Here is a 13,485-nt window from a genome sequence, read left to right as displayed (position 1 = left end):
CGATATAATGTAGACTTGACTGATTTGTGCGCGCAGTAGAAATTTAGAAAGAAGGTGTAACTTATGACACAACAAACTTTTACACAGTATGATTTTAAACCATTTTTAATAGATGCAGTTCGTGAACTACGCTTTACAGAGCCGACAGGAATTCAACAGAAAATTTTCCCGGTCGTGAAAAAAGGTGTAAGTGTAATTGGACAATCCCAAACAGGTTCTGGGAAAACACATGCATACTTACTTCCTACATTGAACAGAATTAACCCAGGTCGTGAAGAAGTACAACTTGTTATTACAGCGCCTACTCGTGAGTTAGCACAACAAATTTACGAAGAAATCGTGAAATTAACAAAGTTCTGTGCGGAAGATCAAATGATTACAGCACGTTGTTTAATTGGTGGAACTGATAAACAACGATCAATTGAAAAGTTGAAAAAACAACCTCATATTGTAGTTGGAACACCAGGACGTATTAAAGACTTAGTAGAAGAACAAGCACTGTTTGTTCATAAAGCAAATACAATTATTGTCGATGAAGCAGACTTAATGCTTGATATGGGATTCATTCATGATGTAGATAAGATTGCAGCACGCATGCCTAAAAACTTGCAAATGTTAGTTTTCTCTGCAACAATTCCTCAAAAACTAAAACCGTTTCTGAAGAAATACATGGAGAATCCAGAGCATATTCATATCAATCCAAAACAAGTTGCGGCTGGAAATATCGAGCATTATTTAGTGCCTTCTAAACATCGTAACAAAATTGATTTAGTGAAAAGAATGTTGCTACAATTTAAGCCGTATTTAGCAGTTGTTTTCACGAATACGAAGAAAATGGCAGATCAAGTTGCTGACGGATTAACGGAACGCGGCTTAAAAGTTGGACGAATTCACGGAGATTTATCACCTCGTGATCGTAAAAAAATGATGAAACAAATTCGTGACCTTGAATTCCAATATATTGTTGCAACTGATTTAGCAGCTCGTGGTATTGATATTGAAGGAATTAGTCATGTTATTAACTACGAACTTCCATCAGATTTAGATTTCTTCGTTCACCGAGTGGGAAGAACAGCACGTGCAGGCTATTCAGGTATTGCAGTGACGATTTATGATCCAGCAAACGAAGAAGCGTTAGATAGTTTAGAAAAACAACGTCATATCGAGTTTAAACATGTAGATTTACGTGGAGATGAGTGGGCAGATTTAGGTGAACGTCGTCGTCGTAAGAGCCGTAAAAAACCAAATGATGAACTTGATGTTATGGCAACGAAAGTTGTTAAAAAACCGAAAAAAGTAAAACCAAACTATAAACGTAAACTTGCAACAGAACGTGACAAAGTGAAAAGAAAATATAGCAATAAAAAAAGATAAGGGATTTCCCTTATCTTTTTTTATCCAGCTATTTGTGAGAGCCGTAATCAATATGGATAGAAAATATTGATTAAAGTTTCGCTTCATCTAGATAATGTAAATGAAGAGTATAGTCTGTTTAAATAGTCGTATAAATTTATGTAGTGCGTTTTTTGTGAACAAACAATTCACTACATATTTCTACAAATTATGCTATCATTATATCTATTGTATATTGAAGAGGTGATTGTATGTTAAAGATTGGATCTCATGTTTCTATGAGTGGTAAGAAAATGTTATTAGCAGCAAGTGAAGAGGCTGTTTCATACGGTGCAACGACGTTTATGATTTATACAGGTGCACCGCAAAATACGAGAAGAAAACCAATTGAAGAATTGAATATAGAAGCAGGAAGAAAACATATGGAACAAAACGGTATCGAAGAGATTATCGTACATGCGCCATATATTATTAATGTTGGAAATACGACGAAGCCAGAAACATTCCAATTAGGTGTAGATTTCCTTCGTATGGAAATTGAAAGAACATCAGCATTAGGTGTGGCAAAACAAATCGTTCTTCACCCAGGTGCGCACGTTGGTGCAGGGGCAGAAGCTGGCATTCAACAAATTATTAAAGGACTGAATGAAGTATTAACGCCAGATCAGACGGTGAACATTGCGTTAGAAACGATGGCAGGAAAAGGAACAGAATGCGGCCGTAGCTTTGAAGAAATTGCAAAAATTATTGATGGTGTAACATATAATGAAAAACTATCGGTATGCTTTGACACGTGTCATACGCACGATGCAGGATATGACATTGTAAATGACTTTGACGGTGTATTAAACGAATTTGATAAGATTGTTGGTATCGATCGTTTACAAGTACTTCATATTAATGATAGTAAAAATGTACGCGGCGCAGGAAAGGACCGTCATGAAAATATCGGTTTCGGTCATATCGGTTATAAAGCATTGCATCATATTGTGCATCATCCGCAATTAATGCACGTACCAAAAATTCTGGAAACACCATATGTAGGTGAAGATAAAAAGGACAAGAAGCCGCCATATAAATTGGAAATCGAAATGCTGAAAAATGGTACTTTTGATGAAGGGCTTCTTGAGAAAATTAAAGCGCAATAAGCAATAAGGAGGGGAATATCCCCTCCTTATTTTAGTAGTTGTTGAAATAAAGTATTTACTTGTTGGGCAGTAGCGGGCGAGGTTACTTGAGCTATTTGTTTTAAGAGCGCTAGTCGTTCGTCATTATCGTAAATGTTAATATTCTTTCCTTTCATAAGTCCAACAATTTGATCAGCTTGTGCAGTCGTAATTGGAACATCATATTCTTTACTATATTTCAATAATTCCTTTGTAGAAATATGATTTAATTTTTTATTTACAAGTTGTTTAATGAGGTTCATCGAGTTATCCTCCTTCACACGTTCTTCTATCGAAATATATGAGTACGTAGCTTGTACATATTCATATAGAGCTTCTTTTTTCATGAGAAAAAGAAGCGTATGTTATAATATAAGGACAAAACTATAGAAAAAGAGTATAAGGGAGGACTTATGGAGCAGAAGCAACATCGAAAAGAAAGTGTTATCCATCTTATGTATCGTTTAGTTATGATTATTTTTGGAGCAGCATGCGCAGCGGTAGCGATTGAATTATTTTTAATGCCAAATAAAATTATTGATGGTGGAATTATTGGTATTTCTCTTATATTAGATTATCTTACTCCTAATATTTGGTGGTTAAGTTTCTCTACTTTAGTCGTTATTCTCAATATCCCATTTATGTATTCGGGTTATAAGCAAATTGGAAAAACGTTCATGTTATCTTCGGCGTTCGGTATTGTAGCTTTAGCGTTTATTGAATCAACGTTACATGCTGTTCCGCCATTTACAACAGAGCCAATTTTAGCGACAGTGTTTGGTGGTCTTATTTTAGGGCTTGGTGTAGGGCTTGTTATTCGTCATGGTGGATCAATGGACGGAACAGAAATTATGGGTATTTTATTAACGAAAAAATTACCTTTCTCCGTAGGCGAATTTGTAATGTTTGTGAACTTATTCATTTTTGCATGGGCAGCATTTGTATTTGGTGTGGAACAAGCGATGTATTCTGTTATGACGTACTACATTGCATTCAAAACAATTGATACAGTCATTCAAGGTTTAGATGAAACGAAAGCTGTTTTAATTGTATCAGATCAATATGAGGAAGTATCAAATGCGATTTTGCATCGTCTTGGTCGTGGAACTACAAAGCTTGTAGCGAAAGGCGGTTACACGGATAAAGAAAAAGAAGTTATTTATGCAGTGGTAACACGTCTAGAAGTGACAAAGTTAAAATCAATTGTGTATGAAATTGATGCGAATGCGTTTGTTACGATTATGAGTACACAAGAGACAAATGGTGGTAAGTTTAAATCGGCTATTCACTAAAAAATTAATTATAATATCTTTTGAAAGCAGAGAATTTTTCTCTGCTTTTTGTTATAATAGTAAGGTTTCTTGAAAAAGTAGATATATTTTAGGCAGATTGGTTTACAACTATAATAAGCTGTACTATAATTCAAATAGATATAAATCGGAATCATTCTGAATTAAAATAGGTGAGATGCTATGAACAATATATTAGAAATAGAAGGATTGTCATTTCGATATGAAGATCGAAATGTGTTAGAAGATATAAATTTGCAAGTTCCGAAGGGAGCTTTTTTAGGTTTAGTTGGGCCAAATGGTTCAGGGAAATCCACTTTGCTAAAATGTTTATTAGGCGTTTTAAAGCCAAAACAGGGAAGCATTCGTTTGTTTGGTGTTGATAGTAAGAAGTTTAAAGAATGGAACAAAGTTGGTTATGTGTCGCAAAAGGCAAATAGCTTTAATTCTGGTTTTCCGGCAACTGTGTTTGAAGTTGTGTCAATGGGACTCGTTTCGAAAAAAGGGCTGTTTCGCTTTTTTACGAAAAACGATAAGAAAAAGGTAGAAAAAGCGATTGCTGATGTAGGAATGAGTGAGTTTCAAGGGCGTAATATTGGAGAACTTTCTGGTGGACAACAACAGCGCGTATTTATTGCTCGTGCGCTCGTTAGTGATCCTGAATTACTTATTTTGGACGAGCCCACTGTTGGAATTGATGTGAAGAATGTAGAAAGTTTTTATGAGATATTAGAGGATTTAAACAAAAGGCTAGGAATCACATTAATTCTCGTTACGCATGATATGGGAGCTGTTACCGAGAAAGTAACACATGTTGCATGCTTAAACAAACATTTACATTTCCATGGAAATGTAGAAAAGTTCCGAGAGTTAGAAGATGCAGAAATGTCCGTCTTATATGGACACCATGTTCATCGTTTAGAACACGAGCATGAGCATCACGGGAGGATATAATGATACAAGATTTTTTACAATATGACTTTTTACGTAACTCTTTATATGCAGGAATTTTAATAGGACTTGTTGCGCCGCTTATCGGTGTATTTGTTGTCATTCGCCGCATGTCGCTTATTGCGGATGCATTAAGCCACGTGACATTATCGGGTATTGCTGCAAGTTTACTACTAGAAAAAACAATTTTCACAGGGGGATTTTTAAATCCGTTATATATGGGGATGATTTTTTCTATTGGTGGGGCGTTACTTATTGAAAAACTACGTACTGTATATAAACATTATCAAGAATTAGCAATTCCAATTATTCTTTCAGCAGGAATGGGGATTGGCGTTATTTTTATTTCACTTGCAAATGGGTTTAACACAGATTTATTTAGTTATTTATTTGGTAGTGTAAGTGCTGTAACAAGTACGGATTTAATAATTATCGGCATTGTAGCAATTGTTGTTATCGTAACGATTACTTTATTATACAAAGAGTTATTTTTACTATCGTTTGATGAAGAATACGCTGTATCAACCGGTTTGAGTGCAAAGTGGATTCACTTTATTTTCATTATATTGGTTGCTCTTGTCATTGCAGTATCAATGCGTGTAGTAGGGGTTCTTCTCGTATCATCATTAATGACATTACCAGTTGCAGCAAGTATTCGTATTGCAAATGGATTTAAACAAACAATTTTCTTCTCCATTTTATTTGGTGAAATTGCAGTAATTGGTGGAATGTTTGCTTCGTATCAACTTGATTTAGCACCAGGTGGTACAATTGTTATGATAGCGGTTCTTATTTTAATTGGTGCGATTTTATGGAAGAAGAAAAAAACTGCATAAAGTAGGGATAGATATGAATCTAACAGAAGCTTTACGCCTAATGAAAGATAAAGGATACAAACATACTGGGAAAAGGGAAGAAATGCTCAGGTTATTTGCAGCTCACAATCGTTATTTAACAGCGAAGGACGTTTTAGAGCATATGAAGGATGATTATCCAGGTCTTAGCTTTGACACGATTTATCGTAACTTAACGGTGTTTGCTGAAATCGGTGTTTTAGAACAAACGGAATTAAACGGTGAAAAACATTTTCGTTTTACATGTTCTATTATGGAACATCATCATCATTTTATTTGTTTAGATTGCGGAGGGACGAAAGAGATTACTTCTTGCCCGATGGATTTTATGAATAAAGATTTTAATGGTTATGAAGTAACAGGTCATAAGTTTGAAATATACGGACGTTGTCCAAAATGTGCAAAGTAAAAGCTCGTTAGTTCTATAACTGACGAGCTTTTTTACGTAGAAAAGAAGGTTGCTCACAAATGTTGTGGGCAACCTTCTTTTTATTGTTCTTGTGTTTCTTTTTCTTTTTCTTTTTCTCGTTCAGCAGCCATTTCAGCAGCAATTACGTCGATTTCTTTTTTCAGTTCTTCTACCATTATTTCTTCTGGTACTTTACGAACGACTTGCCCTTTGCGGAATAATAGTCCTTCTCCGCGCGCGCCGGCAATACCGATATCAGCTTCACGAGCTTCCCCAGGACCATTTACGGCGCAGCCAAGTACTGCAACCTTAATTGGTACTTGTAGTGTAGAAATGTACTCTTCCACTTCGTTAGCGATGCTAATTAAATCAATTTCAATACGACCGCAAGTTGGACAAGAAATAAGTGTTGCTGCATTAGATGCAAGGCCGAATGACTTTAATAGTTCACGCGCAACTTTTACTTCTTCAACTGGGTCAGCACTTAATGAAATACGTAGTGTATTTCCGATGCCTTTACTTAAGATTGCTCCAAGACCAGCGGCACTTTTTACAGTTCCGGCAAATAACGTTCCAGATTCTGTGATACCTAAATGTAGTGGATAATCAAAAGCACGTGCAGCTTTTTCGTATGCTTCAATTGCCAAGTTAACATCAGAGGCTTTCATAGATACGATAATATCATGGAAATCTAAGTCCTCTAAAATTTTAATGTGATGCAGGGCGCTCTCAACCATACCATCTGCAGTTGGGTATCCGTACTTTTCTAAAATGTGACGCTCTAATGAACCTGCGTTTACACCGATACGGATTGGAATACCACGTTCTTTTGCTGCATTTACAACAGCTTCTACTTTATGGCGACGACCAATGTTACCTGGATTGATACGTACTTTATCAATGCCGCCTTCAATTGCTTTTAAAGCAAGACGATAATCAAAATGAATATCAGCAACAAGTGGAATGTTGATTTGTTTTTTAATATCAGCAATAGCATTTGCTGCGCGTTCGTCTGGAACAGCAACACGCACGACTTGGCAGCCAGCTTCTTCTAAACGTTTAATTTCAGCAACTGTTGCTTCAACATCATGTGTTTTTGTTGTTGTCATACTTTGTATAATTAATTCATTATTACCGCCAATTGTTAAATTACCGACTTTAACTGGACGTGTTTTTGTACGATGAGTCATTTCATTCACGAATAGATCGCTCTCCTTATAAAAGAAGTTTCTTATTTAGTCCCTTATATCAATGATAGTATACGTGATACAGGGCTATAGAAACCGAAGTGCTCGGTTTCACTTTTACTATTGTATCAGCGCCTTTATGTAATTGACAAGGATTAAGTGATTGCTTATTGATATAACGGGAATTTATAAGACTTTCCAAGTTGTATTTTTGTAGCAGGTGTATTTTTATTTAATTGTTTAAAATCATCAATTACTTTTTCGATAGAAGGAATTTTCTTCTTATTAATCGCTTCTGTAATGGAAAGAACCGTATCACCTGTTTTGACTTCAATTGTTTTATAAGTGACATCTGTTTCTTTTTCCGCTTTGTTTTCTTTCTTTTGTTTTGTATTTGTACTTTCTTGTTTTATCGTTTCGGCCGCATTTGTCTTTTTATATGAACTTAACATCGGTAAAGTGCCGATTTTTATATCGTAATAAAATATATAACCAAGAACAAGCACGAATAAGAATATACCTAATCTCTTCATATTCTTCACTCCTTTGCTAGGAATATATGCTTGTCCAAAAAAAAAATGCCTATTTAGGCATTTTTTTCGTTCGGTTTTGGAACTTCTTTAATTGTTAAGTATAGGACAATTAAAACAACTGCGATATAAATGAATGTTGAGCCAGGTACAACGATTTTGAATAAATCCATAATCATAAAGAAGATGGTTGGAATTGTGTAGCTGTAGGCAGTTAACGTCCATACTTGCTTATAAGATAATTTACGTTGACCACTCATAGCAGAACCGATAAACGCAAGTAAAGTAATTCCTAAGAAAGTAATGAACAATTGGAATAGATATACTAACACTCCGATAACAGCTAATAAAATTGGATAAATACTATCAAATACAGAAATGAAATCTTGCAAATCTTTTTTCTCAAGAGATGTCCCTAATAAATCATTGTAGGAGTATGTTTGCGTCTGGCCATTTCCTATAGAAACTACTTTATCTTTTAAAATAAATAAACCAGTTTTATTTTGATACTTTTCGATATCTGTTGTATTTGGATCAAATACGAAAAGAGCATCTCCCTCTTCTTTTTGAATAGGTTGTTCAATATCAGCTTTTAGTTCACCATTTTCGATTTTAAAATCAGGTAAATCTTTTTCAATTGCTTGATTTACCATAGTAACACTATCTTGGATAAAGCTACCGTAAAAGAATGTTCTTGGAATAGTAGTGATTAGACAAAGTAGCATAATATACAAAATGGTTTTTCCGATTTTTTGAAAACGGAATAGCGCCATATCTTTAGGCGAATATACGCTTTTGACTAATTGGGTAAATATGGACATAGATTCACTTCCTTTATGTATGTATAAAATCATTGTAACGTAGGAATCTAGGGAATCTCAAGATATATTATATTTACATATAGTAGCGATAACTAAATTTCTTTTTATTAATTTTCTTCTTTTAAATGAAAAAAATACAATTGACAGTTTTCTTTTCTATATGGTAAATTTATCTTACATTTCTTAAAGGGTATATCCGATAGGAATTCCTTTATTTGATGTATTATTACATACATAATTGTGGACCCTTAGCTCAGCTGGTTAGAGCAGACGGCTCATAACCGTCCGGTCGTAGGTTCGAGTCCTACAGGGTCCATATCCATTTCACCTGTTTATTATGTCAGTAGGAAGCTTCCTTGTAGAAGGGAGCTTTTTTTATGAAATATATGAGCATTTTAATTGAAAAGAAGTGGGAATTTTGCTACTTTAATGATAGCAAGACAATGTGATTTATTTGTTTGCACCCTATGGCAATTAGGGTAGAATGTAGTTGTATGTCACTTAAGTGGCAATACATAAACTGGGAGGAATATAACAATGGCAAAACACGAATTACCAAATTTACCTTATGCGTATGATGCTTTAGAGCCTCACTTTGACAAAGAAACAATGAACATCCATCATACAAAGCACCATAACACGTACATCACAAACTTAAACGCTGCTTTAGAAGGTCATGCAGAATTAGCTGACAAAAGCGTAGAAGAATTAGTTGCAAACTTAAACGAAGTACCAGAAGCAATCCGTACAGCAGTACGTAACAATGGTGGCGGACATGCTAACCACACATTCTTCTGGACAATCTTATCTCCAAACGGCGGCGGACAACCAGTAGGCGAACTTGCAACTGCAATTGAAGCGAAATTTGGTAGCTTCGATGCATTCAAAGAAGAATTCGCAAAAGCTGGCGCAACTCGCTTCGGTTCTGGTTGGGCTTGGTTAGTAGTAAATAATGGTGAGTTAGAAGTAACAAGCACGCCAAACCAAGATTCTCCTCTAACTGAAGGTAAAACTCCAGTTATCGGTTTAGATGTTTGGGAACATGCTTACTACTTAAATTATCAAAACCGTCGTCCAGACTACATCGGTGCATTCTGGAACGTTGTAGATTGGAACGCTGCTGAAAAACGTTACCAAGAAGCAAAATAATTGTAATAACGATAGAAAAAGCTAGGAGAATGCTCCTAGCTTTTTTCTATGCTTTCCTTTTACATAATTGAGCTTGTCTTTGGAAGACTAGAACATGAAGTAAAGGAGAGTTGTGTATGAAGTGGAAACATATAATTGGTGACGTTGAAGTGAATCGGGATTTAGTGTTATTACTCCTCATTGGAGGTTTATACACGCTCGCAATTTCTTTATCGAATACGTTTGTTAACATTTATTTATGGAAACAAACACAAAATTATGTGAATCTCGGCTTGTATAATTTGGCCAGCGTTGTATTGCAGCCCCTCACATTTCTTATAGGTGGGAAATTAGCGAAGCGTATTGATCGCTCGATCTTGTTACGAATAGGCGTAGGCACGTTAGCGATTTTTTTTATCGTTGTTTTAGTAGCGGGGAAAAGCGCTTCTCACTATATTTTATTAATGGGGGCTCTTTTAGGAGTCGGATATGGTTTTTACTGGCTCGCGTTTAACTTATTAACATTTGAGATTACAGAACCAGAAACAAGAGATTTCTTTAATGGGTTTCTTGGGCTTCTTACATCCTTCTCTGGCATGATTGGACCGATAGCAGCTGGATACACAATTTCACGTATGGAGAAGTGGAGTGGTTATACGGTCATATTCTTTCTCTCGTTATTGTTATTTGCAATTGCTGTCGTTTTAAGCTTTTTTGTATCTAAGAGAGAATGTGAAGGTCGTTATGAGGTTACACAAGTTTTGAAAGAGCGACGGATTGATAAAAATTGGGGGAGAATTACACGCGCTCATTTTTTCCAAGGATTGAGAGAGGGGACATTCATTTTTGTTATTTCAGTATATGTGTACTTAGCAACCGATAGTGAGCTTGCATTAGGGAAATATAGCTTAGTAAATTCTGCTGTATCATTTGTATGTTACTATTTAGTCGCCCGTATGTTAAAGAAAGAGTGGCGAAAAAAAGCAATTTTACTTGGAGGCATTATTTTATATGCTGTTGTATTTTTAGTTATATTCAATGTTACATACACAAAATTACTTATTTATGCAGCATGCATTGCGATTGCATACCCTATTTTACTCGTTCCATATGGATCGATGACATATGATGTAATTGGTAGAGCGAAACATGCGAGAGAGTGGCGTGTAGAGTATGTTGTTGTCCGAGAATTATGGTTAAATGCCGGGAGAATTTGTTCAGTTTTAAGTTTTTTATGTGCTGTATTATTCTTTCCGCCTGAAAAGAGTTTACCTGTCTTACTATGTATTTTAGGTGCTGGACATTTTCTTATTTATTTTGCAGTTAAAAATGTCAAATATGATGAAGGAAATGCAGGGAACACAAGTGTCGTAGCGCAAGGAACCACGCAGAATCAAACAGAACCAGAAGGTTAACTTATCGTTTGTTTTATGCTAGAATAGAAAAAGATGTAAGACAGCAGTGAGGACACCTGTATGAAGGTGTCCCTTTCAAATTACATAGCTGTTGGTAGAGGGGGTTTGTATGGGCAAGAAGCAGAAACAACAAAAGAAAAAGACTCACGTTCCTTTTCGGTTAAACGTGCTGTTTTTCTGCGTGTTTTTAATGTTCTCCGCGGTTATTGTAAGGCTTGGTTATGTACAAATTGTTCGCGGTGAGGAATATAAGAATGAAGTGGAGAGGAAAGAAAACTCGACGATAAGTAATCCTGTACCACGTGGGAAAATATTTGACCGTTATGGGCGAGCTGTAGTAGATAATGCAGCTGTACGTACGATTACATTTACAAAAATGAAAGGATCAACTGCAGAGGCTCGCTTAGAAACAGCGAAAAGATTAGCAGATTTGATTGAAGTACCGACAGATAAATTAACAGATCGCGATAAAAAAGATTATTGGCTTGCTATTCATAAAGAAGAAGCGCAAGAAAAAATTACGAAAAAAGATCGTCAAGAGTTTAAAGATAAAAAAATTGACGATAAAGAATTAGATGAGCGTCAACGAAATCGCGTGACAGAAGAAGAAGTGAATCAATTATCCGCAAAAGATTTAGAAGTGCTAGCGATTAAAAGCAAAATGGACGGCGGATATGCGATGACGCCACAAGTCATTAAAAAGGATGCTACAGAACAAGAATATGCGATTATTAGTGAAAATCTAGCAACATTACCAGGTGTAGATACGAATGTTGATTGGGATCGAAAGTATATTTATGATGATTTATTCCGAAGTGTACTTGGCGGCGTGTCAACGTCTGATGAAGGTTTACCTAGAGAAAGACTAGATTACTATCTTGTTCGTGATTATAATCGAAATGACCGCGTAGGGAAAAGTTATCTTGAGCAGCAATATGAAGATAGTTTGCACGGTAATAAAGCGGAAGTGAGAAATATTACGGATAAAAACGGTAATATTTTAGAAACGATTAATGTATCAAAAGGGCAAAGTGGTAACAATCTGAATTTAACAATTGATATGGAATTACAAAAGCGTGTAGAAGAAATTATCACGAAAAATTTATTGAGATATAAAGGGGGACAACCTCTTTTAGATCGCGCATTCGTTGTAATGATGAATCCAAAAAATGGTGAAGTTTTATCTATGGCAGGGAAACAGTTAGTGGAAGAAAATGGCGAAACGAAAGTGCAAGATTTCGCATTAGGAACGATGACAAGTTCTTATCCGATGGGATCAACTGTAAAAGGTGCGACAGTACTTACAGGATATCAAACAAAAGCGATTCAACCGGGTTCCTACCAACTGGATGAACCAATCGTATTGAAAGGAACGCCGAAAAAATCTTCTTGGAAGACGATGGGATCTATTAATGATCTGACAGCATTAAAAATGTCTTCTAACGTATATATGTTTAAAACAGCGATGAATATCGCAGGTGTTCAATATGTGAGAGGTGGTACGTTAGATGTACCAAAAAAAGCATTTGATACGATGCGCTATTATTTCGGACAGTTTGGACTTGGTGTAAAAACAGGTATCGATTTACCAAACGAATCTGCGGGTCAAATAGGTAGAGGAAATCAGCCTGGTTTCTTATTAGATTTATCAATTGGACAGTATGACACATATACACCACTTCAATTAGCACAGTATGTTTCAACAATTGCAAATGGTGGTTACCGTATGCAGCCGCAAGTTGTAAAAGAAATTCGTCAACCGGAAGCGAAACAAGGCGAAGTTGGAAAAGTCGTTCACTCAATGGAACCAAAAGTACTAAACCGTATTGATATGCCTGAATCACAAATTAAACGTGTTCAGGAAGGATTTAGACAAGTATTTAATGAGTCTGGTGGTACAGCTGCGAAATACTTTACAGGCGCATCATATAAAGCTGCTGGTAAAACAGGTACAGCTCAAACTGTGTATGGCGGAGATAAAGAGATTGGTAGAAAAGCAAACGGTGAGCGTAAAGAAACATATAACTTAACATTAGTAGGTTATGCGCCACTTGAAGACCCTGAAGTAGCATTTTCTGTTGTTGTACCTTGGGTAGATGATAAATCAGGTATTAACGGATATATTAGTCGTGACATTATGGACGCGTACTTTGATTTGAAAAAGGTAGAAAATGGCGAAGCTACACAAGAGGAAATAGATAAGAAAAATAAAAAGCAAGATGATGAATAAAAAAGTTGTAAAAAAAGCACACTATCTGAAAAGATAGTGTGCTTTTTTTTTTGATTCATGCATACGTTTTAATAAAGTGGACAAGCAGATCATATCGGAATTTTAAGGGACCTTGCAAATAATACGTATGCATTCACTATGGAAGTTATGGA

Annotated in this window: 13 protein-coding genes and 1 tRNA gene; 10 read left to right on the top strand and 4 right to left on the bottom strand. The window is 35.8% G+C overall.

The window, feature by feature from the left end; translation table 11 throughout:
• Nucleotides 1-63 precede the first annotated feature (63 nt).
• Together ACTFR9_RS13860 and ACTFR9_RS13855 are read left to right on the top strand one after the other, a co-directional pair.
• Entirely contained in the window at nt 64-1,374 is a 1,311-nt protein-coding gene (locus tag ACTFR9_RS13860; protein WP_000194027.1) for a DEAD/DEAH box helicase, read from the top strand.
• Nucleotides 1,375-1,604: 230 nt separating this feature from the next.
• Nucleotides 1,605-2,501, top strand: coding sequence for a deoxyribonuclease IV (locus ACTFR9_RS13855; RefSeq protein WP_076855579.1), 897 nt, complete (start codon nt 1,605-1,607; stop codon nt 2,499-2,501).
• A 26-nt stretch (nt 2,502-2,527) separates the two neighbouring features.
• Here ACTFR9_RS13855 and ACTFR9_RS13850 read toward each other — a convergent pair whose 3' ends face one another.
• Nucleotides 2,528-2,782, bottom strand: a complete 255-nt coding sequence (locus ACTFR9_RS13850) for a DUF2624 domain-containing protein (RefSeq protein WP_001048963.1) — start codon at nt 2,780-2,782, stop codon at nt 2,528-2,530.
• Nucleotides 2,783-2,932: 150 nt separating this feature from the next.
• Between ACTFR9_RS13850 and ACTFR9_RS13845 the strand changes: the two genes are divergently transcribed.
• The 4 genes from ACTFR9_RS13845 (at nt 2,933) to ACTFR9_RS13830 (ending at nt 6,022) form a co-directional block, all read left to right on the top strand.
• Nucleotides 2,933-3,811 (top strand): YitT family protein, encoded by an 879-nt coding sequence (locus tag ACTFR9_RS13845; protein ID WP_000435966.1) that lies wholly within the window; start codon nt 2,933-2,935, stop codon nt 3,809-3,811.
• 180 nt (nt 3,812-3,991) lie between these two features.
• Entirely contained in the window at nt 3,992-4,762 is a 771-nt protein-coding gene (locus ACTFR9_RS13840; RefSeq protein WP_001059652.1) for a metal ABC transporter ATP-binding protein, read from the top strand.
• Nucleotides 4,762-5,595 carry a metal ABC transporter permease gene (locus tag ACTFR9_RS13835; protein WP_000613823.1) on the top strand — a complete coding sequence of 278 codons (834 nt, stop codon included), beginning with the start codon at nt 4,762-4,764 and terminating at the stop codon, nt 5,593-5,595. The genes ACTFR9_RS13840 and ACTFR9_RS13835 overlap by 1 nt, the downstream gene beginning before the upstream one ends.
• Before the next feature lie 13 nt (nt 5,596-5,608).
• Nucleotides 5,609-6,022 carry a Fur family transcriptional regulator gene (locus ACTFR9_RS13830; RefSeq protein ID WP_001054512.1) on the top strand — a complete coding sequence of 138 codons (414 nt, stop codon included), beginning with the start codon at nt 5,609-5,611 and terminating at the stop codon, nt 6,020-6,022.
• 80 nt (nt 6,023-6,102) lie between these two features.
• On the opposite strand, the gene ispG is transcribed toward ACTFR9_RS13830, so the two are convergent.
• The 3 genes from ispG to ACTFR9_RS13815 all read right to left on the bottom strand — a co-directional run bounded on the left by ispG (nt 6,103) and on the right by ACTFR9_RS13815 (nt 8,560).
• Nucleotides 6,103-7,212 (bottom strand): flavodoxin-dependent (E)-4-hydroxy-3-methylbut-2-enyl-diphosphate synthase, encoded by a 1,110-nt coding sequence (gene ispG, locus ACTFR9_RS13825; RefSeq protein WP_130777227.1) that lies wholly within the window; start codon nt 7,210-7,212, stop codon nt 6,103-6,105.
• Between the two features lie 164 nt (nt 7,213-7,376).
• Nucleotides 7,377-7,742 (bottom strand): hypothetical protein, encoded by a 366-nt coding sequence (locus ACTFR9_RS13820; RefSeq protein WP_000825406.1) that lies wholly within the window; start codon nt 7,740-7,742, stop codon nt 7,377-7,379.
• A 53-nt stretch (nt 7,743-7,795) separates the two neighbouring features.
• Entirely contained in the window at nt 7,796-8,560 is a 765-nt protein-coding gene (locus ACTFR9_RS13815) for a DUF1189 domain-containing protein (RefSeq protein WP_000021910.1), read from the bottom strand.
• A gap of 242 nt (nt 8,561-8,802) precedes the next feature.
• Here ACTFR9_RS13815 and ACTFR9_RS13810 point away from each other — a divergent pair.
• The 4 genes from ACTFR9_RS13810 to ACTFR9_RS13795 all read left to right on the top strand — a co-directional run bounded on the left by ACTFR9_RS13810 (nt 8,803) and on the right by ACTFR9_RS13795 (nt 13,333).
• A tRNA-Ile gene (locus ACTFR9_RS13810) sits at nt 8,803-8,876 on the top strand.
• Between the two features lie 221 nt (nt 8,877-9,097).
• Nucleotides 9,098-9,709, top strand: coding sequence for a superoxide dismutase [Mn] (gene sodA / locus ACTFR9_RS13805; RefSeq protein WP_001052031.1), 612 nt, complete (start codon nt 9,098-9,100; stop codon nt 9,707-9,709).
• 116 nt (nt 9,710-9,825) lie between these two features.
• On the top strand, nt 9,826-11,103 hold the full coding sequence (locus tag ACTFR9_RS13800) for an MFS transporter (RefSeq protein WP_076855580.1): 1,278 nt from the start codon (nt 9,826-9,828) through the stop codon (nt 11,101-11,103).
• Nucleotides 11,104-11,212: 109 nt separating this feature from the next.
• Entirely contained in the window at nt 11,213-13,333 is a 2,121-nt protein-coding gene (locus ACTFR9_RS13795) for a peptidoglycan D,D-transpeptidase FtsI family protein (RefSeq protein ID WP_000516826.1), read from the top strand.
• Nucleotides 13,334-13,485 lie beyond the last annotated feature (152 nt).

Source organism: Bacillus cereus group sp. MYBK222-1, from assembly GCF_051916425.1.
Lineage (GTDB): Bacteria > Bacillota > Bacilli > Bacillales > Bacillaceae_G > Bacillus_A > Bacillus_A paranthracis.
Note: the sequence above shows the minus strand (reverse complement) of the source record. Positions and strands in the feature narration are given on the sequence as shown.